The 22,896-nt window shown below is 74.1% G+C and carries 17 protein-coding genes; 6 read left to right on the top strand and 11 right to left on the bottom strand.

The genetic code is table 11. From position 1 onward, the window contains the following. Positions 1-201 precede the first annotated feature (201 nt). Positions 202-2,433, bottom strand: a complete 2,232-nt coding sequence (gene pabB / locus ACMA1D_RS13365; protein ID WP_414724144.1) for an aminodeoxychorismate synthase component I — start codon at positions 2,431-2,433, stop codon at positions 202-204. Positions 2,434-2,596: 163 nt separating this feature from the next. Further along, complete coding sequence (locus ACMA1D_RS13360; RefSeq protein WP_414724143.1) at positions 2,597-3,190, bottom strand: 50S ribosomal protein L11 methyltransferase; 594 nt, start codon at positions 3,188-3,190, stop codon at positions 2,597-2,599. Between the two features lie 381 nt (positions 3,191-3,571). Here ACMA1D_RS13360 and ACMA1D_RS13355 point away from each other — a divergent pair, with 381 nt between their 5' ends. After that, positions 3,572-5,518 (top strand): helix-turn-helix domain-containing protein, encoded by a 1,947-nt coding sequence (locus tag ACMA1D_RS13355; protein WP_414724142.1) that lies wholly within the window; start codon positions 3,572-3,574, stop codon positions 5,516-5,518. 476 nt (positions 5,519-5,994) lie between these two features. On the opposite strand, the gene ACMA1D_RS13350 is transcribed toward ACMA1D_RS13355, so the two are convergent. From ACMA1D_RS13350 to ACMA1D_RS13340, 3 genes are all read right to left on the bottom strand, one after another. Continuing rightward, positions 5,995-7,218 carry an IS701 family transposase gene (locus tag ACMA1D_RS13350; protein WP_414724141.1) on the bottom strand — a complete coding sequence of 408 codons (1,224 nt, stop codon included), beginning with the start codon at positions 7,216-7,218 and terminating at the stop codon, positions 5,995-5,997. Between the two features lie 424 nt (positions 7,219-7,642). After that, on the bottom strand, positions 7,643-8,434 hold the full coding sequence (locus ACMA1D_RS13345; protein WP_414724140.1) for a DedA family protein: 792 nt from the start codon (positions 8,432-8,434) through the stop codon (positions 7,643-7,645). Positions 8,435-8,715: 281 nt separating this feature from the next. Further along, positions 8,716-9,168 (bottom strand): DUF4442 domain-containing protein, encoded by a 453-nt coding sequence (locus ACMA1D_RS13340; RefSeq protein WP_349997134.1) that lies wholly within the window; start codon positions 9,166-9,168, stop codon positions 8,716-8,718. 106 nt (positions 9,169-9,274) lie between these two features. Here ACMA1D_RS13340 and ACMA1D_RS13335 point away from each other — a divergent pair, with 106 nt between their 5' ends. After that, on the top strand, positions 9,275-10,447 hold the full coding sequence (locus ACMA1D_RS13335; RefSeq protein ID WP_414724139.1) for a hypothetical protein: 1,173 nt from the start codon (positions 9,275-9,277) through the stop codon (positions 10,445-10,447). A 293-nt stretch (positions 10,448-10,740) separates the two neighbouring features. Here ACMA1D_RS13335 and ACMA1D_RS13330 read toward each other — a convergent pair whose 3' ends face one another. Then, the gene (locus ACMA1D_RS13330; protein ID WP_414724138.1) at positions 10,741-11,583 is read right to left on the bottom strand and encodes a spermidine synthase; all 843 of its coding nucleotides are present in this window, start codon (positions 11,581-11,583) and stop codon (positions 10,741-10,743) included. Positions 11,584-11,700: 117 nt separating this feature from the next. Then, complete coding sequence (locus tag ACMA1D_RS13325; protein WP_414724137.1) at positions 11,701-12,876, bottom strand: GTP-binding protein; 1,176 nt, start codon at positions 12,874-12,876, stop codon at positions 11,701-11,703. Between the two features lie 876 nt (positions 12,877-13,752). On the opposite strand from ACMA1D_RS13325, the gene ACMA1D_RS13320 reads away from it, so the two are divergent. Further along, positions 13,753-14,550, top strand: coding sequence for a TVP38/TMEM64 family protein (locus ACMA1D_RS13320; RefSeq protein WP_414724136.1), 798 nt, complete (start codon positions 13,753-13,755; stop codon positions 14,548-14,550). A 280-nt stretch (positions 14,551-14,830) separates the two neighbouring features. After that, positions 14,831-15,703 carry an undecaprenyl-diphosphate phosphatase gene (locus ACMA1D_RS13315; RefSeq protein ID WP_414724135.1) on the top strand — a complete coding sequence of 291 codons (873 nt, stop codon included), beginning with the start codon at positions 14,831-14,833 and terminating at the stop codon, positions 15,701-15,703. A 221-nt stretch (positions 15,704-15,924) separates the two neighbouring features. Here the strand turns inward: ACMA1D_RS13315 and ACMA1D_RS13310 are convergent, their stop codons facing one another. Together ACMA1D_RS13310 and ACMA1D_RS13305 are read right to left on the bottom strand one after the other, a co-directional pair. After that, complete coding sequence (locus tag ACMA1D_RS13310; RefSeq protein ID WP_414724134.1) at positions 15,925-16,350, bottom strand: DUF1992 domain-containing protein; 426 nt, start codon at positions 16,348-16,350, stop codon at positions 15,925-15,927. 111 nt (positions 16,351-16,461) lie between these two features. Further along, positions 16,462-17,604 carry a CaiB/BaiF CoA transferase family protein gene (locus ACMA1D_RS13305; RefSeq protein WP_414724133.1) on the bottom strand — a complete coding sequence of 381 codons (1,143 nt, stop codon included), beginning with the start codon at positions 17,602-17,604 and terminating at the stop codon, positions 16,462-16,464. A gap of 508 nt (positions 17,605-18,112) precedes the next feature. Between ACMA1D_RS13305 and lnt the strand changes: the two genes are divergently transcribed. After that, positions 18,113-19,753, top strand: coding sequence for an apolipoprotein N-acyltransferase (lnt, locus tag ACMA1D_RS13300; RefSeq protein ID WP_414724160.1), 1,641 nt, complete (start codon positions 18,113-18,115; stop codon positions 19,751-19,753). Between the two features lie 83 nt (positions 19,754-19,836). Here the strand turns inward: lnt and ACMA1D_RS13295 are convergent, their stop codons facing one another. After that, positions 19,837-20,736: a Gfo/Idh/MocA family protein gene (locus tag ACMA1D_RS13295; RefSeq protein WP_414724132.1), complete on the bottom strand. Its 900-nt coding sequence runs from the start codon at positions 20,734-20,736 to the stop codon at positions 19,837-19,839. A 271-nt stretch (positions 20,737-21,007) separates the two neighbouring features. Between ACMA1D_RS13295 and ACMA1D_RS13290 the strand changes: the two genes are divergently transcribed. Beyond that, a complete protein-coding gene (locus ACMA1D_RS13290; RefSeq protein ID WP_414724131.1) occupies positions 21,008-21,553 on the top strand; it encodes a DinB family protein in 546 nt (181 codons plus the stop codon). 357 nt (positions 21,554-21,910) lie between these two features. On the opposite strand, the gene ACMA1D_RS13285 is transcribed toward ACMA1D_RS13290, so the two are convergent. Next, entirely contained in the window at positions 21,911-22,522 is a 612-nt protein-coding gene (locus tag ACMA1D_RS13285) for a hypothetical protein (RefSeq protein ID WP_414724159.1), read from the bottom strand. Between the last annotated feature and the right edge of the window lie 374 nt (positions 22,523-22,896).

Genomic DNA, 22,896 nt, shown 5'->3' with positions numbered 1-22,896 from the left:
GGAAGGTGGCCCGGCTACCGGCCCGACCGGGCGCGCGCACGCGCGGCCACCTCCCGGGCCGCCCGCGTACGCGAACCGCCCCGCGCCGACCACCGCCACCCACCGGCCCCGCGCCGGTCTCGCACCAGCCCCACCCGGCCCGGCGGGCCCCACCGGCGCGCCCCCACCCAGGCCCACCGGCCCCGCCCACCAGCGGGTGGGTCAGCGGGTCAGCGCATCCTGCCGGAGGGCCGGGAGCTCCGCCCCGGTGAGCGCGGTCAGCGGGGCCGCCTTGACGACGGTCTCCGCGTACTCGGCTTCGGCGTCGGACAGGGCGATGATGGCGCCGCCGACGCCGTACCGCACCCGGCCCGGAGTGAGTACGGCGGTGCGGATCACCACGCTCAGATCGGCCGCGCCGGTCAGCGAGAAGTAGCCGATGGCACCGGAGTAGATGCCGCGCGGCCCCCCTTCGAGACGGTCGATGATGTGCATGGTGCGGATCTTGGGGGCGCCCGTCATCGAGCCGGGCGGGAAGGCCGCCCGTACGCAGTCCACCGCGGACATCTCGGGCCGCAGCCTGGCCCGTACGGTGCTGACCAACTGGTGGGCCTTGGCGTACGACTCGACGCGGAAGATCTCCTCCGCCTCCACCGAGCCGAGCCGGGCGCAGCGGCCGAGGTCGTTGCGGACCAGGTCCACGATCATCAGGTTCTCGGCCCGGTCCTTCTCGCTGGTGAGCAGGTCCGCGACGAGTTCACGGTCCTCCTCGGGGGTGGCGCCGCGCGGCCGGGTGCCCTTGATCGGCTTGGACTCGGCGCACCCGTAGCGGTCCACGCTGAGGAACCGTTCGGGCGAGGTGCTGAGGACGCTGACGCCGGCGAAGTCGAGGAAGGCGGCGAACGGGGCGGGGCTGACCCGCCGCAGGTGGCGGTAGGCGTCCCAGGGCTCCAGGTCGCCGCGGGCCTCGGCCAGGTTGGTCAGGCACACCTCGTACGTCTCGCCCCTGCCGATCTCGGTGAGGCACTCGGCGATGAGCTCGCGGTACCGCTCGGGGCTGTGCCGCAGGGTGAGTTCGCCGGTCGGCAGCGGTGGTGCGGGCGCCGGCAGTTCGGTGTCGACCAGGGTGGCGAGCCGCTCGGCCGCCGCGTCGAGCCAGTCGTTGGCCGGGGCGCCGTCGTCCTCGGCCAGCGCCAGCAGGTGGCTGGTCCCGGTGGCGTGGTCGATGACCAGGGCCCGGTCGCTGAAGACCATGACCGCGTCGGCGTCCTCCGCCGGGTGGGCGCGCTCGCCGCCGCACTCCGCCTTGAGCTCGTAACCGAGGTAGCCCACCCAGCCCAGGGCGAAGTCGACGGGCAGTTCGGGGGCGGTGGTGCGCAGCCCGCGCAGGTCCCGGTCGAGCCAGGACAGGAACCCGCCGGCGATCACCTCGGTGCCGGAGCGGGAGCGGACCGTCACGGTGCCGCGGGTGGCGTCGGCGCTCGCCACCCGGGCGAGCGGGCCCGAGGCGTCGCCCATGATGGAGAACCGCCCGGGCCCGGCGTCGGGCCTGCTGCTGTCCAACCAGTAGGCGTGGTCACCGCCGTGGAACAGGGCGGCGAAGGCCGCCTCGTCGCTCCACCGCGTGGGCAACGTCCGGCACAGCACCCGCAGCTCGCGCCGGTGCTGGGCGGGCGGGGGCGTGCAGGGCTGGGCGGGCGGGGGCGTGCGGAGTTGGGCGGGCGGGGGCGTGCGGAGTTGGGCGGGCGGGGGCGGGCCCAGTGGGGCGGGCCGCTGGATGCCGGCCGGGCGGGGTCGGGGTCGGGGTCGGGGGCGCTGGCCCACCAGGCCGCTGGTGGTGAGGAGGGCGGCCCGGGGGCCGCGCGAGGTGCCGCGGGTGAACCGCTCGCTCAGGTCCCGGAAGTTGGCCAGCAGGCGGTGCCCGTAGTGCCCGGCGATGGACTCGGGGTGGAACTGCACGCCCCACTGGGGCCGGTGGCGGTGGCGCAGTCCCATCACCACGCCGTCCGCGGTCCAGGCGGTGGCCTGGAGCTCGGGCGAAAGCCCGGCGACGGCCAGCGAGTGGTACCTGACCACGTCGAACGGCGAGGGGATGGCGGCGAAAAGCCCGGTGCCGTCGTGCAGTACGGGCGAGATGCGACCGTGGCGCGGCTCCGGTGCCGGGACCACCTGCGCACCGCTCAGCAGCCCCAGTCCCTGATGGCCGAGGCACACCCCGAGCAGCGGAATGGCGGCCTCCTGGATCACCTCGCGGCAGATGCCGAAATCGCCCCGGCGAGCGGGGTTTCCCGGCCCCGGTGACAACACGACGTTGTCGAACGCGGCCAGGTGGGCGCTGCGCCAGGTGGGGTCGTCGTTGGTGATGACGTCCGGTTCCCGCCCGTTGACGTCCGCAAGGTAGTGGACGAGGTTGTAGGTGAATGAGTCGTAGTTGTCTATCAGCAACGTGCGCATGGGCGTGCCCATGGTCGATCCCCCTCCGTCAGGCGAGGGCCGGGCACGTCACGGCCGAGGGCCCATCGCGTATGGACGGCCGTCGCCTCGTACGACGCCGTCGCCGGGCGCCCGTTCCCGTCCAGGCGCCCGCTCCCACCGCGGCGCACCGCACGGTGCCGGCCTAGCCGCGCCGGGCGACCACCTCAAGCAAGGTGTGCTCGATCTGGTGCTCGCCCTCGCGGGCCGACAGGGTGCGGGCGGCGACCAGGCGACAGCCGGTCTCGTCCGCCACCTGCTCCAGTGCGGCCAGGTCTCCCCGACTGCTGAAGTGCAGCAACACGCGCCCGCCCGGGGCCAGCCAGGCGCCCGCCTGCGCCAGATAGCGGCGGTGGGCCGCGTACCCCGGGTCGACGTAGCCGCGCTCGTGCATGTCGCGGTAGGCGTAGTCGGCCGGCGCCAACACGTAGTTGGAGTGCCAGAAGATCACGTCGAAGCGCTCGGCGGGGTCCAGGCCGTCGAACAGGTCGCTGCGCACCGCGCGCACCCGGTCGGCGACGCCGTGCCGTGCCGCGTTGCTGGCCGTGTTCCGTACGGCCTGCGGGTTGATGTCGGCGGCGACCACGCGTTCGCACCCGGCGACGGCGCTCAGCACGGCGACCACCCCGGTGCCCGAGCCGATTTCGAGCAGCGAACCGGAACGCGGCGTGAGGTGGGGGGACAGCCCGAGGAGGGCGAGGGAGTGGCCGGACGAGGGCGAGATATCCGGAGCAAACACCTCCGGTAGGAGATCCCACTCCCGGCCGTCCAGCAGGAACGTTTTCGGACGTTCTCCGCTGCGTAACGCCTCACGGCTGCGCGCAAGTGAACGTCGGTAATCGCGGACGTCCGACACCTACATCCCCCCAAACCCCTGGTGAGCCCACGCTCACCACTTCGACGCAGGTCAACTCTCGGTTATGCAACCGGAGTGCCGGAAGGTGACCCAGCAACACTGCCGGCCCCCCGGGGTGGTGCCCCAGCCACCACCCGTAACCGGCCTTACATTCTTTCGCGCTTTTTGGGCATCGTTGACGGCGCAAGTACGGCTGGTAAGACCGTGTGGCATACGCGCGTGGATCCATACTCAGCCGTGACTCAGGGGGTGCAGGCAACGGCCATGCCGGATGAAAAAGCGGAATCAGACGTTCTCGCCGTACTCGAACTACTCGCCAAGCAAGCCCCGATGGAATGGTACGAGGCGCTGACCGAGGAGGCCCGACAACAGGGCCTGTCGGCGCAGGAAATGAACCGATTAGAGCGGGCGAAAAGACTGGGGCTGGTCGTCCACACCCAAGTGCAGCGCCATCAGCGCCGTGAATCGGGGCTGAGCGCGTTGGTGGACACCGCGCGCGAACTCTCCCACCCGCAGGACCTGCACACCGTACTGCGCGCCATCACGCGCCGCTCCAGACTGCTCCTCGGCCTTGACATGTCCTGGATCAGTTTCCCCGACGACGATCCGCGCTACAGCCTCGTCCGCTCCTCCGACGGGCACATATCGGCCCTCAACGTCGGGCTGCGGCTGCCCTACGGCGAAGGCATCGGCGGCGACGTGATGTCCAGCCCGGCGCCCTTCTGGACCGCCGACTACCTCGCTGACCAGCGCATCCGACACAGCCCCGCGATCGACCAGGTGGTGCGCACGGAGGGGCTGCGGGCCATGATGGGCGTCCCGCTCAGCCAGACCCAGCCACCGTTCGGCGTGCTGTACGTGGCCGACCGCAACGTGCGGCACTTCACGGCCGACGAGATCTCGCTGATGGCCTCGCTCGGCCAGTTGGCCGGGGCGGCGATCGGCAAGGCCGAGTCCGCCCAGCGCACCACCGAGCAGGTCACGGAGTTGCAGGAGCGCGTGGCCCACACCGAGGCCGCGCTCCAGGGCAACCAGGAGTTGGGCGACTCCCACATCCGCCTGGTGGACCTGGCACTCAACGGCGGCGAACTGCACACCCTGGTCAGCGAGGCGAGCAAGGAACTCGGCGGCATGGTCCGGGTCTACGCGCCCAACGGCACCACGCTGGCCTCCTGCGGCGACACCGTGGAGGCGATGGAGACCGCGCTGGAGGCGGCGACCCTGGACGCCCACGCGGCGCGCGAGCCGGTGCCGCTGGCGCACGGCGGGTGCGCGGCGCCGATCTCCGCCGGGGCCGAGGTCCTTGGCACCCTGTTCCTGTACACCGGGCGGCCGGTCTCCGAACGCGACCGGCAGGCGCTGCGCCGCGTCACCCAGGCCATCGCGGTACTCCTGCTGCTCGACAAGAGCCGCACCGCCGCGGTCGAGGGCCAGGTGCGTGACGAGTTCCTGGACGACCTGCTCACCCGCTCACAGCGGCCCATCGCCCAACTGGAGCGCCGCGCGAGACGGTTGAACGTCGAACTGAACACGCCGCACGTGGTGGTGGTGGCCAGACCCGAGGGCGAGGCACAGGGCAAGGCCGCCATCTGGGCCTCGTCCTACGCGCAGCGGATGAACGGGCTGAAGAGCCGGCACCAGGGCTGTGTGGTGCTGCTGCTGCCGGGCACCGACGCCGGCGAGGCGGCCCGCGCGGTCGGCGAAGAGCTCTCGCCCCTGCTCGGCCATCCCGTCACGGTCGGCGCGGCCGGCCCGGTCACCGGCCCGCGCGCCGTCTACGAGGGGCACCGCGAGGCACAGCGCTGCCTGGACGCGCTGACCGCGCTCGGCGCCACCGGCGGCACCGCTTCCGCCAGGGAACTCGGCTTCCTGGGCGTGTTGTTGTCCGACCACCACGACGTGGAGGGGTTCATCACCACCACGATCGGCCCGGTCCTGGACCACGACGCCCAGCACTACACCGAGCTCACGCACACCCTTGAGGCGTACTTCGAGACGGGCGGCAGCCCCACGTACGCGGCCAAGCGGCTCCATGTGCACCCCAACACCGTCGCCCGGCGCATCGAGCGGATCAGCAGCCTGCTCGGCCCCCAGTGGACGCAGCCCGACCGGGCGCTCGACATCCACCTGGCGCTGCGGTTGACCCGGATACGCCGCGGTCTGCGCGGCGGCCCCGGTGCGTCCAGGGCCGACCACACGCCCGGGCCCTGAGCCCGCGCGGGCGCCACCCCCGCCCATGCGGCGGCGCGGCCCCGCCTCGCCTCGCCTCGCCGGAAGGTCCCGCGGCGCACCCGCGCCGTCCTGGCCCGGCCCGTACGGTCCCTCTCCCTCGGCCGAACGCCACGCCGCACCGCGCCCGGCCGTCCTGCGGCCCACGCCCAGCCGCTCTCCGTACGCAGCCGGCAGCCCGGAATACGCCGCCACGCGTGCTGTGTGTTGCGGCCACCACGACGACCCCCCACTCACCGCCGCGCCCCGCCCACCCGCGCGGATGCCCGCCCACACCCGCCCTGTGCTCCCTCTCCCCCCGCTCGCCCGGCCACGCCCCGCACTCCGCTGGCCCGCGCCGCCCGGGTCCGGGTGCCCGTCTCACGCCGCGGCGTACGGGCCGGCCGTGCCGGAGCACAGCGGGTCCGTACGCCAGAGCGGTGGGGATGGTGGTGGGGCGGGCCTCGTCCGGGCAGCCCTCAGGCCGTACGGGACAGCCGGCGGCCGTCCACCTCGCAGAGCGCGGCCACCGCGTGCGCCGCCGATGCGAGGGTGACGTGCCGGTGCCAGCCGCCGAACGAGCGCCCGGTGTAGTCGCGGATGCCCACCCGGTCGCTGATCCGGCCGAAGTCGTGGTCGACCCGGTGCAGCAGATGGGCGATGCGCAGCAGCGGCGCCGGCTGCGCGTCGACCATGTCGGTGAGCCACACCTCGGCCGGCCACCGCTGGCCGTCCTCGCCCACGCCGAGCAGCAACAGTTCGCCGCCGTCGGTCCCCGGCCCACCAGGCCCGGCGGGCAGCCGCACCCGGACCCCCGCCACCAGGGCCGGGGTCGGCGCACCCGCCGAGTGTCCGGGCAGCAGCACCGGGCGGCGCAGCCGGCGGGCCAGGCCCAGGATCTGGTAGGCCGACAGCGGCTCGGGGCCGCGTCCCGGCAGCGCCGGATCGTCCACCACCAGGCGGACCATGCTCCCGGCCCGGGCCAGGAACGGCCCGCGCCGGGCGGCCCGCAGCCTGCGGATGGTGCCGACCGGGTCAGGGCCCGCCGCCTCCAGCACCACCGGTCGCATCGGCAGCCCCCAGCTCTCGGTGATCTGGAGGTAGGCCGCCACGGCGCAGTCCGCGTGCGACTCCGGCACCACCTCGTCCGGGATCGCCGAACGGCGCCTGCGGTCCTCGTCGTCGATCCACGAACGGGGCAGGTGCAGACGCCAGTTGATCGGACTGCACAGCGTCGCGGAACCGGCCCACACACCCACCGCCTGCTGGGCGCTGAGCACCTGACCGAGCGCGGGGAAGTAACGCTTCTCCACCCCCACCGTGCTCTCCCCGGTCTTCGGGATGACCAGGGGCCGCACCACGTAGGCGTGCGGCGGGACGGCACGGGCCACATAGCGGGCCAGCGCCTGCCGCACCGGGTCCCAGTCCCAGGTGGAACCCGAGACGAAGTGGTGCAGGCTCTGCTCGGCCGCCTGACCGCCGAGCAGCATCGCGATGTTCCGTATCGTCTTGCGTCCGTGCGTGCCCAGCAGGCACCACAGGTAGTCCCTGCCCTTCTTCCGCTGGTCGCTGCGGGGCAGCGAGGCGAACAACTCCGCACAGAGATCGTTCAGTACCGCGTCGTGCGCCTCCGCGAGTACGGGCCGTTGGACCCTTCGCGGAGCTTTCTCGAACTTCTCGATGGATAAGGCAGGACTGCTCACGAGACCCCCACTCAATGAGACGTACCGTCACTTGAGTCGCCCCTGAACCGTGCCCTCCGCCTCGCTGCCCCGACCAGCGCCGCAGAGCACACCGTGCCCACACCCCACGGTGGCCCCGGCACCACCGCGGTCCCTGGCCGGGCAGCGGCCCACCGCCCCGCCCCCGTACGGGGTGTGACGCCGTCACTACGCCGCCCCGCGCCACCCCCACCGGTTGCGCGCCGGCCACGCGCCGGGGGCGCACGCCGTACGGGCGACATGCCGCGCCGCACGGGCAACGCGCCGCGGCGGGCCGTGCCACGGCCACCGGGCCCTCGCCGGCCGACGGGCCCCGGGACGCGCCGCACATGCGAAGGGCGCACCGCCCCGGCAGGGGACGGTGCGCCCGGTGCGCACGCCCGGGCAGCGGCCCGGGGCACGGGGGTTACGAGGAGGAGACCGCGGCCGGCGCGTCGTCCCCGCCCGCGGTGGCGGCAGTGGTGGCGCCGGTGGTGGCCGCTGCGACGCTGCCGGCCCCGGCGTCGGCGTCGGCATCGATGGCGGTGGCGGTGGCGTCCTTGGTCGGGTGTGCGGCGGCCACCGGTTCCGTGTCGGCTTCGGTGGTCTGGCCCTGCTCCTGGTGTTGCGCCCGGCGCTTCATCACCAGCATCGACACCAGGCCGATGAGGAGGGCGACCACCAGGCCGAGCCAGGAGAAGCGCTTGAGCCAGTCCTCGGCGACCACTCCGAGGTAGTAGATGACCGCCGTCGTACCGCCGGCCCAGACGATGCCGCCGAGCACGTTGGCGATGAGGAACTTCCAGTACGGCATGCGCAGCACGCCGGCGAGCGGCCCGGCGAAGATGCGCAGCAGGGCCACGAAGCGGCCGAAGAACACCGCCCACATGCCCCACTTCTGGAACGAGCGCTCCGCGGCGGCCACCTGTCGGGGGCCGAAGTGCTTGGGGAACTTGCTGCCGAGCCACTGCAACAGCGGCTGCCCGCCCTTGCGGCCGATGAGATAGCCGATGGAGTCGCCGATGATGGCGCCCGCGGTGGCCGACGCGCCGAGGATGACCGGGTTGATGTGGTCCTGGGTCCCGGCCAACAGGGCCGCGCTGACCAGGATGATCTCACCGGGTAGCGGGATGCCCAGGCTCTCCAGGCCGATGACCAACCCCACCAGCAGGTAGATGCTGACCGCCGGCACGGTCTCCAACCATTCCTGGATGTGCAACGCCGTTCCTCCCCGCAGACCCTGTCCTGAGACCTTCGCCGCGCCCGGCCCTCGCCCGGCGCGCCGGGCAGCCTACTGGACCCGCCGACGCACCCGGACGTGGGCGCGGCGGCGTCCACCCCGGCCAGCGGGGAACGCGGCCGGAACGGCTCACCCCACGGACGCCGCGGCGGCGCGGGGCCGGGGCGCGCGACACGCCCGGGCCGAGTGGGAGTGCGGGAAGGCCCGCGTACGGGAAGGCTGGGCCGGCGTGGTGCGGCACGGCCCGGCCGAGCCGCCCGTCAGGAGTGCGGGCGCAGGGTCCAGACGATCGTCATCTCGCCGGTCACGGCCCCGTCCTCGCGGGTGATGGCGACGTGCACCGGGAACTCGGGCCGCTCACCGGCGTCGAGTTCGGCGAGGACGTCGGCGATCGGACGGCCGAGCTCCGCGGTGGCGGTGACGACGCCCTTGGCGACCTTCTTGTAGCCGATCTCGGCGCGTACCGCGAGCGGCACCGCGCGGCTCAACTGGTCGCCGAAGGCGGCCATCACGATCGCCCCGCTCGCGGATTCGGCGAGGGTGAACATGGCGCCGGCGTGTGGCCCCTGGATGTGGTTGTGGTAGTCGGGCTGGTCCGGTAGCCGCAACACGGCGCGCTCGGCGCTCGTCTCGACGAATTCGAGGTTGAGCGTGCGCACCATCGGCACGCTGGCCGTGAGCATGTCGCCGATCGACGGCAGGGTCTCTGACATACCCGAAAGTTACCAGCGGGTAGAAAGTCGTGGGAAGGGCCGCGGGCAGCCTCCCCGGAAGGGCGGACGTAGCAGCCGCTGGGCCGTCCCTCTATCGTTACTCGCCATGTGGCCAGGACAGCAGCCGCCCGGGGGCGAGCAAAACCCGCAGGACCAGAACCCGTACCAGCAGCCGGGACACCCGCAGTCGGGGCCGGCACAGCCGAACCCGTACCAGGCTCCGGCACCGGGGCAGCCGAACCCGTACCAGACGCCCGCGCCGGGCGCGCCCAACCCGTACCAGACGCCTCCGCCGGCCCAGCCGCAGGGCGGCCCGCCGACCGGGGCCCCGCAGCCGGGCCCGTACCAGCAGCCGGGTTACCCGCCGCAGCAGGGCCAGCAGGCGCCCACCTGGAACGCGCCGGCGGCGCCGGGTGCGCCACAGCCCCCGCAGGGCGGCGGGGACAAGCGGAAGAAGACCATCGCGATCGTGACGGCCGGGGCCGTGGTGGCCGCCGCTGCCGTGGTCGGTGTCGTGCTCTTCTCCGGCGACGACGGGGACGACAAGAAGGACACCGCCAAGGAGTCCACCAAGCCGTCGGCGCCGGCGGGGTCCCAGCAGCCCGGCGGGTCGCAGGAGCCGACCGCCACGCCGGAGAACCCGCGCGGCGGCGGGGACAACCCGCGGGCGGCCGACCCGGCCGCCAAGCCCGTCATCCCGGGTTGGAAGACGGTCATCAGCGCCAAGCGGCACGTCGCCTTCGACGTCCCGGACACGGCGGACTGGAAGGTGGAGTCGGCGGGCCTGTCGGTCGGGTTCGAGAGCGACAAGGGCAAGCCGCTGGTCGTCATGTCCAGCCCCGCCAAGTACAAGCAGGACGCCTGCTCGGTCAAGGTCGAGGGCAGCACCCGGCCGGACACCAGCGACCTCGGCGGCACCGGCACCAAGGGCGCGCTCGGCGCCAAGAGCGAGGCGAGCGCGGCCGAGATCGAGGCGGAGAACTGGGTGTTCGCCGGCTACGACCAGAAGCAGACGGGGCAGCGCAAGGTCTCCAAGGCCAAGCCGTTCGAGAGCGACCACGGCCTGAAGGGTTACGCCGCGTCCGCGACGGTCACCGGGGTCAAGAAGACCGGCAAGTGCACGACCGACGGCAAGGCGTTCACGGTGGCGTACACCGACATCAACGGCGACTACGCACTGTGGGTCCTGCACGCGGCCACCGGTGTCGACGGCGAGTTGCCGAACGAGACCATCGAGAAGATCAAGAGCACCCTGCGCCCGCTGAAGTCCAACGACTAGAACGCTCGGCGGATCTCGCCGTTCGCCGCGGCGCGGGGGCTGCGGCGGGGGCGTGGACGGCACGCTCGGCGCGCGTGCGGCAACGGTTCCGCACCGACGGCACCCCGGGGGCGCCCACCGGTTCACACATCCGGTGGGCGCCCCGCCGTGTGCCCGGGCACGGGCCGGGCCGCGGTCGGTGGCGACCACGGTGCCGGCGACGGTGCTCGGGCCCGCAGCGGACGGCGGCTGCCGGGGCCCGGCCCCGCGTACGGCAGCGGTGGCCGGCGGCCGACCAGGCGCGCAGCCGGCGGTCAGCCGATGCTGAACGCCCCATCGGGCGGTGCAGGTGACGGCACCGCGCCCGCGTCCCACACCGGGTCCGCCCCGGCCACCCAGTCGTGCAAGGCCGCCCCGTCGACCAGCCGGGCCGGGAACGGGTCGGCCGCGATGCGCCGGGCCAACGCGTCCGTGCTGAGCGGCCGTTGGGAGGCGAGCAGGACCGCGTTGCCGAATCTGCGCCCGCGCAGCACGCCGGGTTCGGCGATCAGGCACAGGTGGGCGAAGGCGGTGGCGAGCGTGGCGGCCTGGGAGCGCAGGAAGGCGAAGGGTGCGCCGTCGGCCAGGTTGGCCGCGTACCGGCCCGCCGGACGCAGCACCCGGGCGGCCTGTCGCGCGTACTCGACGGAGGTGAGGTGCGCGGGCACCCGCGAGCCGCTGAACACGTCGGCGACGATCACGTCGGCCGAGGCGTCGGGTGCGCCGTCGAGCGTGGCGCGCGCATCGGCCGCCCGTACGTCGATCTCCGCGCCGGGGGCCAGCGGCAGCGCCTCGGCGACCAGGTTCAGCAGCCCGCGGTCGGCGTCGATCACGCACTGCCGGGAGCCGGGCCGGACGGCCGCCAGGTAGCGCGGCAGGGTGAGCGCGCCGCCGCCCAGGTGCAGCACGTCCAGCGGCCCCGCCGGCTCCGCCGTGTCGAGCACGTGCCCGAGCCGCCGCGTGTACTCGAACTCCAGGTGCAGCGGGTCTTCGAGGTCCACGTACGACTGCGGGGCGCCGTCGACGGTCAGCAGCCAGCCGCCGGGGCGGTCCACGTCGGGCAGCAGTTTGGCGGCGCCGAAGTCCACGGCGCGGTTCACGGGTATCCGGTCGTCCACTCCCCCATTGTGCTGCCCGAACGGGCCCGCGGAGCCCGGGCCGGAAGCCAGCGGGCCGACCGCCGGTGCCGGCCCCGTAGTGGCGACCGGCCCCGGCGGGCCCGGGCCCGTTCACGCTCAGCCCTCGGTGGTGAGCACCGTGCCGGCGCCCACCGTCCGGCCGCCGTCGCGGATGACGAAGCGCAGGTCGGGTTGGACGGAGGTGTCCCGGCTGAGTTCGACCCGCAGCGTGAGCGTGTCACCGGCGTGCGGCGCGCTGGGGCGCGGGATGGCGATCTCGCCGTCGATGTGTGCCGTACGGAGGAAGAACCGTGGCCGGTAGCCGGTGACGAACGGGGTGCTCCGGCCGTCCGCTGCGGGGAAGACCTGGACCCGGGCGGTGAAGCGGCGGTGCGGGGTCAGGCTGCCGGGTGCGGCGGCCAGGTCACCGGGGCGCAGCGCCGCCCGCGGGAGGCCCGGGAGCAGCAGCGCCACGGGTTCGCCGGCCGCGGCCCGGTTCCTCATGCCGGCGCCGAAGGTCTCCAGGCCGATCACCGCCGTCTCGATGTCGGGCCCCACGACCTGCACCAGGTCGCCGCTGCGCACGCTGCCCCGTTCGATGGTGCCGGCGATCACGGTGCCCCGGCCCGCTCCCGGCAGCGCCCGGTCGACCGGGAGCAGGAAGGGCGCCTCGGGCTCGCGGCGCGGCGTGGGCAGGTAGGTGTCCACGGCGTCGAGCAGCGCCTCGATCGTGCCGACCCAGCGCGGTTCGCCCTCCAGCGCGCCCCGGGCGCAGACCCGTACGACGGGCGTGGTGTCGCGCGGATAGCCGTGGGCCGCCAGCAGGGTGCGGACCTCGCGTTCGATCTGCTCCATCGCCTCGTCATCGCCGACGTCGGCCTTGTTGAGGGCGACGACGAGGTGTTCGACACCGAGTTGGCGGGCGATCAACAGGTGTTCGACGGTCTGGGCGCGTACGCCGTCGACCGCCGAGACGACCAGCACGGCCCCGTCGAGTTGGGCCGCCGCCGAAATCACCTCTTCGATGCCGGCGGCCTCGCCCGGCAGGTCGCGGAGGGCGTAGTGGCGGGTTCCGGTCTCGTACTCCACGCGCGTGCTCTTGAGCGCACCGCGCGCGGCTGCGTCCAGGGCGCGGTCGCTGCGGGCGGGCGGCACGGCGTCGACGCCGGCGTCGGCACCCGGGCCGAGCACCCGCGTGATGGCCCGGGCCAGGGTGGTCTTGCCGTGCTGGGCGTGGCCGATGGCGGCGATGTTCAGGTGCGGCTTGGTAGGGGCGAACGGCTGCGAGGACATGGGTCCCCTTCCTGGGAACGGTGGGGCCCTGGCGCGTCGGGGGAGCCAGGGGCGGGGCACACGTGGGTGGAGTGGTCCCGGCCTCCCCCGCGGCGAGCGCCCGTCCTGCCGGGTGTCCGGTCGCCGCGCAGCTGGCGGGCGGCGCAGGCGCGTGACGCGCACTGACGGGGCCGCTGACGGGGCGTGGCGGGCACGGCGGGAGGTGGGGCGGACGCCGTCGGGGGCGGCCTGTGGGTGCGGACCCCTGTGCCGGACCGACCCTCCCGCTGTGGGGTCCGCCGGTGTGGCCGGGAGGGTCAGCTTCGTACGCCGCCGGTCGGGACGGGCCGGGCGGCTGGGACGGGCAAGATGGCGGCGGCCCCGGGCCCGGCCGCGGTTGCGGCGGCGGGCGTGCACGGGACGGAGCGGACCATGGCCCGATCATGGCCCCCGCCCGCGGCCTGGTCGAGCGGTTTTCGCCGGTCACGCGGGTCCGCCCGGCGCGGTCCGGGCTGCCGTAGGCGTCCTGGGCCTGCCGTGGGCGTCGCAGGGCTGTGTCGCGGGTGGCGTACGGGACGGTCGTAGGTGTCGTACGGGATCGCCGGAGGCGTCGTAGGGCACCGCCGGAGGACTCTCGGGGCCGTCGTGGGGATGTCGTGGCGGCGGCGTGGGGTCGTGGTCGGGCCGCCGCAGGGCCGTCATGGGGTTGCAGCAGGACTGTCGTAGGGCCGTCGTGGTGCTGCTGTGGTGCTGCGGTCTCGGCATCGTGGGCTGCGTCGCGGGTGTCGGTGGCCGCCGCCGGTCGGGGCCGCGGCCCGGTCCGCGCTCCGCCGGGAGTTTCGATTGGGGGCGTCCGCGGGACACCCGGGACCCACCGGCGTCGGTTACGCTCCAGCGGTGTTCGAACCTGCCGTCCCCTCCCCCGGCCGCGCCACGCGGTGGGCCCGGGCGCTGCTCTCGCCGCGGGCCCGGCTCGGGCTGCTCGTGGTGCTGCTGGTGAGCGCGGGCGTGACGGTGGCGATCTGCGAACCGCAGCGCCTGCTGCGCGAGGGGTGGCCGTCGCAGTCCTCGGGCGCGGTGGCGGTCGTGCTGTTCGCCGCGGCGTACGGGGTGTGCACCTCGGCCCTGGTGCCGCGGCCGTTGCTCAACCTCGCGGCGGGGGCGCTGTTCGGCAGCCAGGCCGGGCTGTCGGCCGCCGTGGCCGGCACCGTGCTCGGCGCGGGCATCGCCTTCGGCCTCGGGCGCCTGCTCGGTCAGGACGCGCTCCGGCCGCTGCTGCGGGCCCGGTGGTTGGCGGCGGCCGATCGACAGTTGAGCGACCACGGTTTCCGCTCGATGTTGGCGCTGCGGCTGTTCCCCGGGGTGCCGTTCGCCGCGGCCAACTACTGTGCGGCGGTCTCGCGGATGGGCTGGTGGCCGTTCCTGCTGGCGACGGGGCTCGGTAGCGTGCCCAACACGGCCGCGTACGTCGTGGCGGGCAGCCGCGCCTCCGCCCCCACCTCGCCGGTCTTCCTCGCCGCGCTGGCCTTCATCGCCGTGACGGGGCTCGCCGCGACGGTGGTCGCCTGGCGCAAGCGCGGGGGGCTGCGCGCCGGCAGCGGCGCGGGCGCCTCCCTCCCTGGAGCCGCGCCCGAAACCCCGCCCGAGGTACCGGCGGCACCGGGCGCACCATCCGGCACAGCGTCAGGTGCATGACAGGGCTTCGATGTCCCGGATCGGAGGGCTCTTTCCGCGCTGCACCGAACGGGCGCTACGCTGCCACCTGACTGGTGGATGATCGTGGTCGGGCCGTGGCCCCGGTGCCGCGCTGCCTGCCAGTGCCCCGTCAGCTCACTCAGCGAAAGCCAGCATGAGTCCGGCCAGACCCAGCCCCGCATGACCGCGCATCCCGCGCCGCACGCCTGCCCAGAAACCGCCTTTGACCCGCATCCTTGCTGGTCAGAACGTGATCAGCATTTGGATGGCATAGATATCGATGTCTTGGTTTGAATCCTTCATCCTCGGACTCGTCCAGGGCTTGACCGAGTTTCTGCCCATCTCCTCCAGTGCCCATCTGCGGCTGACGGCGGCCTTCGCCGGGTGGAACGACCCGGGCCCGGCCTTCACCGCGATCACCCAGATCGGCACCGAGGCCGCGGTGATCATCTACTTCCGCAAGGACATCGCCCGCATCGTGTCCTCCTGGGCCCGGTCGCTGGTGAACAAGGAGATGCGGCGCAACCACGACGCCCAGATGGGCTGGCTGGTCATCGTCGGCTCGATCCCGATCGGCGTGCTCGGCCTGACGTTGCAGGACGCGATCGACGGCCCGTTCCGTGACCTGCGGCTGATCGCGACCACGCTGGTGGTGCTCGGCATCGTGCTGGCCGTCGCGGACCGCCTCGCGGCCCGCGACGAACTCGGCGGCCGACACCGTGCGATCAAGCGCCGCAAGGGCCTGGACGAACTCACCACCCGCGACGGCCTGCTCTTCGGCATCTGTCAGGCCATGGCGCTGGTGCCCGGCGTCTCCCGGTCGGGCGCGACCATCAGCGGTGGCCTCTTCCTCGGCTACACCCGCGAGGCGGCGGCCCGCTACTCCTTCCTGCTGGCCATCCCGGCGGTCTTGGCCTCCGGCGCGTTCGAGCTGAAGGACGCGGGCGAGGGCCACGTGTCCTGGGGCCCGACGGTCTTCGCCACGATCATCGCCTTCGTGGTGGGCTACGCGGTGATCGCCTGGTTCATGAAGTTCATCTCGACGAAGAGCTTCATGCCGTTCGTCTACTACCGCGTACTCCTCGGCCTGGTCATCTTCGCCCTCGTCGGCTTCGACGTCCTCAGCCCGCACGCGGGCGAGTCGGCCGACTGACCCGCGTGGCCCCGGCCGGGGATGCCTCTGGCCGGGGCCACGGTCGTCTCTCCTCACGTCGAGCCCCGTCGACTCGTCAGCTCATCGAGAAGAGCGCTCACCCGCCCCGTTCCCAGCCGGCCCGCCGGCCGTGGGACGGGGCGTGCGCGTATGGGGGCCGGGCTGGCGGCGGGCCAACAGCGCCAGCCGTACGCGTACCGCAGGACCGGTGCGCGGGCGCGCTACACGCCCCGCCCCTCACTCCCCTCGCTCTCCCGCACGGCACGCCAGTCCGCCACCACCGCATCGGCGTCGAAGGGGACCAGGCCCAGCGGCGGTCCCTCCGGCGGGCGGGCCAGGGCGGCCCGGATCTTGTCGTTGATGTCGGCGATGATGCGGCGTGCCGTCCGCTCGGACGGCGCCGCCGTCGCCGCCTGCAACGCGTCCTCCGCCTCCTTGCGCAGCACCAGGCTGGGCGGCAGGAAGGACAACTGCTCGCGGGCCATCTTCTCCTTGATCCACCACGACTCGTCGTACGGCGCGTCGGGCCTCTCCAGCGGCTTGCCGAAGCCGGGCAGCCGGGCGAACTCGCCCCGCTCGGCGGCCTCCCGGATCTGCCGGTCGACGAAGCTCTCGAAACTGACACCGGGGGGCTTGCGCTCGGTCATGTGCGGCTCTCCCTTGACGCGTCGGTACGAGCGGACGGGCCGCGCGGCGCGGCCCCGGCCTACTCCCTGACCCACTCCCGAGGGTAGGAGACGCCTGCCGGCGGGTGACCCCTACGTGCCGGGCGCACCGAACTCCGCCCGTACCGCTTCGGTGTGCTCCCCCAGGCCCGGCACCGCGCCCATCCGCGCCTGCCGGCCGTGCACCGTGACCGGGGGCAGCAGGCCACGCAGCGGCCCGGCCGGGGTGTCGAAGGTCTGCCAGCGCCCCCGCGCGGCCAACTGGGGGTGGGCGGCGAACTCCGATACGTCGCGCAGACGCGCATTGGCGATGCCCGCCGCGTCCAAACGGGTCACCAGTTCGTCGGCGGTGAGCTCGGCGAAGGCCGCGTGCAGCACCCCGGTGAGCTGCGCGTCGTGTTGCCGGCGCAGCGGATTGTCCGCGAACCGCGGGTCCCGGACGAGATCGGGCCGCCCGAGCACCCGCTCACACAGCTCCACCCAGTCGCGGTCACTCTGCACACACAGGAACACCTCGTGCCCGTCGCCGGCCAGATAGGGGCCGTACGGGGCGATCGAGGGGTGCCTGGCGCCGCTGCGCGGCAGGGGCGCCGCGCCGTAAAGGGCCTGGAAGAGCGGCTGCCCCATCCACTCGCCGAGCGCGTCGAGCATGGCGACGTCGAAGGCGCTGCCGCAGCCGGTGCGCTCTCGCTCGTACAGCGCGGTGAGCACTCCCGTGTACGCGTACGTGCCGGCCGCGATGTCGGCGATGGAGATCCCGGCGCGGGCGGGCTGCTGCTCGGTGCCGGTCGTCGAGACGAGCCCGGTCTCGCACTGCACCAGCAGGTCGAACGCCTTGCGGTCGCGGTAGGGCCCGCTGTTCCCGTAGCCGGATATCCCGCAGACGATCAGCCGTGGCCAGCGCTCGCGCAGCGCCTGCGCGCCGAGGCCGAGGCGTTCGGCGGCGCCGGGCGCCAGGTTCTGCACGAACACGTCGGCCGCTGCCAGCAGCCGGTCGAGCAGGGTCCGGTCCGCGGCCTCCTTGAGGTCCAGGACCACGCTCTCCTTGCCCCGGTTGCACCAGACGAAGTACGCGGACAGCCCGTTGGCCGCCCGGTCGTAGTGGCGTGCGAAGTCCCCGCCGGGCCGCTCCACCTTGATGACTCGGGCCCCCAGATCGGCCAATTGGCGGGTCGCGAAAGGGGCGGCAACTGCCTGTTCGAGCGAGACTACGGTGACGCCTTCCAACGGCAACATGCGGTCAACTCCCTCATGCCTGGCGCCCGCGCTCCGCCGCCGGCGCCGGTGTGGTCGGTGTCGACATCGTGCAGCGCGGCGGGCGGCGTCGGTACCGTCGCCGCGGCAGCGCACCGCAGCACGGGCACGGCGGGAGGGCCCGGCCAGCCGGGCCGGAGCCCGCAGGGTCAGCGGCTCGAATGGAGGTGGGTGCATGCGCCGGATGCAGCCGATGCGCGGGTGGCTGCCGCGCACCGACCGCGCCCCGGGCCGGGTGGGCGACCCACCACGGAATCCACCGGCGGACCCGCCACAGAACCCACCGCACAGTCCACCGCAAGGCCCATCGCGGAACACGCAGCAGACCCCACGGCAGGACCCGTCACAGAGCGCGCGGCAGACCCCGGAACGGGCCGCTCCCGCCCCGTCGCCGGGCCCGCTTCCCCACCCCCCGCAGCCGGAACGGCGCTGGCGCCGCGTACCCCGTCTGCTGTCCCGGGCCGGCCGTCCGCCCGGCCGCGCCGCACATCTGGGCCGGTGGTGGCTGGGGCGGTCGCGGCTGGGCCGGTCGGTCCTCGCGCTGGGCGCGGGGGCGCTGCCCGCGCTGGCGTTCCCCACCCCGTCGCTGTGGTGGCTAGCCTACGGGGCGCTGGTGCCCTGGCTGCTGCTGATCCGTTCGGCGCCCACCGGCCGCCGGGCGGCCTGCGAGGGATGGCTCGGCGGCGTCGGCTTCCTGCTGGCAGTGCACCACTGGCTGCTGCCCGTCGTCCACGGGTTCATCGTGCTGGTGGCGCTGGGCCTCGGGATGCTGTGGGCGCCATGGGGGTGGCTGGTGCGCCGCCTCCTCGCGCCGGGGCCTGACGCGGCGCGGCGGGCTGCCGGCGCCCTGGTGCTGCTGCCCTGCGGCTGGCTGATGGTGGAGTCGGTCAGGTCCTGGCAGTACCTGGGCGGGCCGTGGGGGCTGCTCGGGTCGAGCCAGTGGCAGGTGCAGCCGGCGCTGCGGCTGGTGTCCATCGGCGGCGTCTGGCTGGCCAGCGCACTGATCGTCACCGTGAACGTCGCGCTGGCCGCCGCCCTGGCCCTGCCCCGCGCCCGCGCGACGGCGCTGGCCGTACTGGTCGGCTGCGCGGCGGGCGTCGCCGGCGCGTGGTGCTGGGCGCCGGTGCCCGAGCGCGCGGGCACGGTGCGCATCGCCGTCGTACAGCCGGGCGTCGTCGAGGGCAGCGGCAACCGCTTCGACCGCGAGGAACGGCTCACCCGGGAGCTCGCCGGGCGGGGCGTGGGGCTCGTGGTGTGGGGTGAGTCGAGCGTCGGCGCCGACCTCACCGAGCGGCCGGATCTCAGGCGGCGGCTGACCGCGCTCTCCCGTACGGTCGGCGCCCGGCTGCTGGTCAACGTGGACGCCAAGCGCCCGAGCCAACCCGGGATCTACAAGAGCGCGGTCCTGGTCGGCCCGCACGGCCCGACCGGCGACCACTACGACAAGATGCGGCTGGTCCCCTTCGGCGAGTACGTGCCGGCCCGGTCGGTGCTCGGCTGGGCCGCCTCGCTCGGCACCGCCGCCCACGAGGACCGCCGGCGCGGGGCCAGGTCGGTGGTGATGCGGGTGCCGGACGCGGACCGTGCGGGGTTGCCCGCGCGCCGCCCGCGCGGTGCGGGAACGGGCTCGCTGTCGGTCCCGACGGGCATCACCGGGCTGCGGATCGGCCCGCTGGTGTGCTTCGAGTCGGCCTTTCCCGACATGAGCCGCCGGCTGGTCAGGGATGGCGCGCAGGTGCTGATCGCGCAGTCAGCCACCTCGTCGTTCCAGCACAGTTGGGCGCCGGCCCAACACGCCTCGCTGGCCGCACTGCGCGCCGCCGAGACCTGGCGCCCGACCGCCCACGCCTCGCTCACCGGGGTCAGCGCCGTCTTCGGTCCGCGCGGCACGCCCGTCGGACACCGGCTCGGCACCGACCGCAGCGCGGCTGCCGTGTACGACGTGCCGTTGGCCCGGGGCACCAGCCCGTACGTGCGGTTCGGCGACTGGCCCCTGTACGCGGCGGCCCTCACCCTGTTCACCGCGGCCGTGCTGGCCGCCGGCCGCGCGCTACGCCGCCGCCCCCGCCCCGCACCGCCCACCGCGCCGCTCCCCGAGCGTGAGCCCGCCGGCGGCCGGGCGGGCGACTGAGCCGGCAGCCGGGCGAGCGGCTGACCCGGCCTCTTGCGGTCGGGCGCGGGCACGGGTGGGAGTGCGAGCGTGGCCGGTGGCCGTTAGCTCGTCAGCGCCTCCGTGACGATGCGCTCGCACAACTCGTGCGTACGCAGCGCGTCCTGCGCGTCGAGCACCTGCCCGGCCCGCACCGCGTCCAGGAAGGCCAGCGTGACCTGCTCGATGCCGCGCTGCTGGGCGACCGGCACCCAGTCGCCGCGGCGGCGCAGGCTCGGCTGCCCCTTGTGGTCGATGACCTCGGCGAGGTTGAGCACCTGGCGCTTGGTGCCCTGCCCCGAGACCTCAAGGACCTCCTCGGTGGAACCGCTCATCCGGTTCATCGTGCCGATCGCCGTGAACCCGTCCCCGGAGAGCTGGAGCACCACGTGGTGCATCAGCCCGTCGCGGACCTTCGCCCGGACGTCGACGTGCTCGATCGGCCCCGGGGCCAGGAAGCGCAGGGTGTCGACCACGTGGATGAAGTCGTCCAGGACGAGCGTGCGCGGCTCGTCCGCGAGGCCGACCCGGTTCTTCTGCATCAGGATCAGATCGCGCGGGTGGTCAAGGCACTGGGCGTAGCCGGGGGCGTAGCGCCGGTTGAACCCCACCATCAGACTGACGCCGCGCTGCTGGGCGAGGGAGACGATGCGCTGGCTGTCGGCGAGCTCGTAGGCGAGCGGCTTGTCGACGTACGTGGGCACGCCGGCCTCGATGAGGCGGGTGGCGATCTCGGCGTGGACCGCGGTGGGGGCGTGGACGAAGGCGGCGTCGAGCCCGGCCGCCAACAGCGAGTCCAGATCCTGGTGGCGCTGCGCCGCGGGGATGCGCAGCGCGTCGCCGACGCTGTGCAAGGTGGCCGGGGTGCGCGTGGACAGATGCGGCTCCACACCCGGTTGAGCGGCGATGACCGGCAGGTACGCCTTGCGTGCGATGTCTCCCAGGCCAATGCAGCCGACCTTCACAGACGTTCCTCCATCCACACGCCAACCGGCGCGCCTCGCAGCGCCCCCGCCGTCCGGGAGGTCCCGCTCCCGGCGCCGGTGCTGCCTCGTTGCCCTACCCTGCGCGGGCAGCATACGTGCCGCGCGTACGGCGCTGACCAGGGCATCCCCCGCCCGGCCGGCCCGGTCCCGAATCCCCTGCGGTCTCCCCTGCTCCCCCCTACACGCTGCACCGGTGTCCGGTCGGCAAACAGCGGATATTGCTTGGCCAGCGGCGCAGGGGCAGACCATCATGACCGCCATGACTACGCCCGAGAACACCCCGACCACATCCGCTGCGATCCTCGCCGACCGCCAGGAGCCACCCCTGATAGCGGAGGAGCGCCGCATGCTCGAAGCCTGGCTCGACTACCACCGCGAAACACTGGCCCAGAAGTGCGAGGGGCTGACCGAGGCCCAGTTGCAGGAGGTTTCGACGCCGCCTTCGCCCCTTTCACTGCTCGGTCTCGTACGCCATATGGCGGAGGTGGAGCGCAACTGGTTCCGTCGGGTGCTGAGCGGCGAGGACGCCCCGCCCCGCTACTGGTCCACCGAGCGCCCCGACGGTGACTTCGACCTGGTCGACGCCGACGCCGAGGCCGACTTCGCCGCCTGGCGGGAGGAGATCGCGCTAGCCCGTGAGGCGGCTGCCGGCCGCACGCTCGATGACACCGCTCCCCGCCGCGACGAGGTGTTCAGCCTGCGCTGGATCTACATCCACATGATCGAGGAGTACGCGCGGCACAACGGCCACGCCGATCTCATCCGCGAGCGCATCGACGGCGCCACCGGCGAGTAGCACCGGCCCGTGCTGCGCGCCGCCCAGTGGCCGGCCCCCTTCCCCACCGGCGGGCCGCCCTGGCGGCGGCGCACCGCGCGCCGCTCCCGGCCGCGCGCCGCCTGCCGTCCCCCACGGGAGCCCCGCCCCGACCTCGCGCCACGCCGGTTACACGCAAGCGCACGACGCCCCGAACGCTCCGACCAGCCCCCGGTGGGCCCCGCCACCGACCCCTCGCGCGCATCACTCCCCCACCACGGACCCACCCCTGGTCGCTCCCGACCTCTGGCTCCGTCCCGGCAGGCACCCGGTCCGGCCTGTGGTCGGATCTGCTCTGCGGTCTGGTCTGACCTGCGGTGATCCGGTCTGTCGTCCCGCTCACGACCAGGGGCGCTGGCGTGGTGGCGCGGTGTGCTCGCTCACGGTTCCGGAGAGCCGCAGCGCCATCCGCCCGATCGCCACCCGCACCCCCTCGCCGTAGGAGTCGTCGCCCAACGCACCGGACGCCGCCATGGCCAGATCGAGCTGGGCCCGGGCCGCGTCGAGCCGGCCGAGCTTGAGGTAGTCGGCCGCCAGGTTGAGGTGCAGCGAGGCGTAGAACCCGCGGACCACGGCGGCCCCCCGTCGCCCGTCCGCGCCCGGTGCGTCCGCGTCGCCGGGGCGGCTCGTCGTGGTGCCCGCCGGCCCGGCCGCCGGAGCCTGTTCGGCCCGGGTGTCCGGTGGTTCGCCCGGCACCCGCGTCAGCTTGTCCGCCGCGGCCAGGGCCCGTAGGTCCCAGGCCAGTTCGTCAGCCGGGTCGTCCTGGGTGTCGGCCAGGTAGTGCGCGAGCGTGCAGCGGTGCAGCGAGTCGCCGTCCGGGCCCACCTCCTGCCACAACGCGGCCAGCCGATTCCGCGCCTCCTCGCGATCACCGCCCCGGTGCAGCATCACCGCCTGGCCGATCCGGGTCAGCACGGCGTCCGGCGACGCCTCCTCCTGCCGCTTGGCCACCATGGCCGCCTCCCGTCTGTGACATCCGGCGCCCCCCTGGTCAGCCCGACGCTAACCGCCGCCATCCGGAATACGGTCGAGGCGCCAGCGGACGCCCCCGACCTGGTCGGAGACGACCCGGCCGGCGTACCGAACGTCCCACCCACGCCCCACGCCCAGCCGTCCTCCTGCTGCGCCGGCACCGCGGTGGGCGAACGTACGGCGGGCTCGACGCGCGGGACGCGGCACCGCCCCGCGTGGGAGCGAGGCCCCCCGCAGGCCGGGCCGCCGCATGACCGTCCCGCAGGCCGAGCCCGTCCCATGTCCCTCCCACGGGCCGAGCCCGCACCCACAGCGCCCGTACTCACGGGACCCGCACCAGGGCGGCGGGGCAA

It is taken from the genome of Streptomyces sp. 796.1 (genome assembly GCF_047525675.1).
Classification (GTDB): Bacteria; Actinomycetota; Actinomycetes; order Streptomycetales; family Streptomycetaceae; genus Streptomyces.
Note: the sequence above shows the minus strand (reverse complement) of the source record. Positions and strands in the feature narration are given on the sequence as shown.

Excerpts from the sequence above, each read along its gene's own strand:
- pabB (WP_414724144.1), bottom strand. The coding sequence starts at position 2,433 with ATGCGCACGTTGCTGATAGACAACTACGACTCATTCACCTACAACCTC.
- ACMA1D_RS13355 (WP_414724142.1), top strand. The coding sequence starts at position 3,572 with ATGCCGGATGAAAAAGCGGAATCAGACGTTCTCGCCGTACTCGAACTA.
- ACMA1D_RS13340 (WP_349997134.1), bottom strand. The coding sequence starts at position 9,168 with ATGTCAGAGACCCTGCCGTCGATCGGCGACATGCTCACGGCCAGCGTG.
- ACMA1D_RS13335 (WP_414724139.1), top strand. The coding sequence starts at position 9,275 with ATGTGGCCAGGACAGCAGCCGCCCGGGGGCGAGCAAAACCCGCAGGAC.
- ACMA1D_RS13325 (WP_414724137.1), bottom strand. The coding sequence starts at position 12,876 with ATGTCCTCGCAGCCGTTCGCCCCTACCAAGCCGCACCTGAACATCGCC.
- ACMA1D_RS13315 (WP_414724135.1), top strand. The coding sequence starts at position 14,831 with ATGTCTTGGTTTGAATCCTTCATCCTCGGACTCGTCCAGGGCTTGACC.
- ACMA1D_RS13310 (WP_414724134.1), bottom strand. The coding sequence starts at position 16,350 with ATGACCGAGCGCAAGCCCCCCGGTGTCAGTTTCGAGAGCTTCGTCGAC.
- ACMA1D_RS13305 (WP_414724133.1), bottom strand. The coding sequence starts at position 17,604 with ATGTTGCCGTTGGAAGGCGTCACCGTAGTCTCGCTCGAACAGGCAGTT.
- ACMA1D_RS13290 (WP_414724131.1), top strand. The coding sequence starts at position 21,008 with ATGACCGCCATGACTACGCCCGAGAACACCCCGACCACATCCGCTGCG.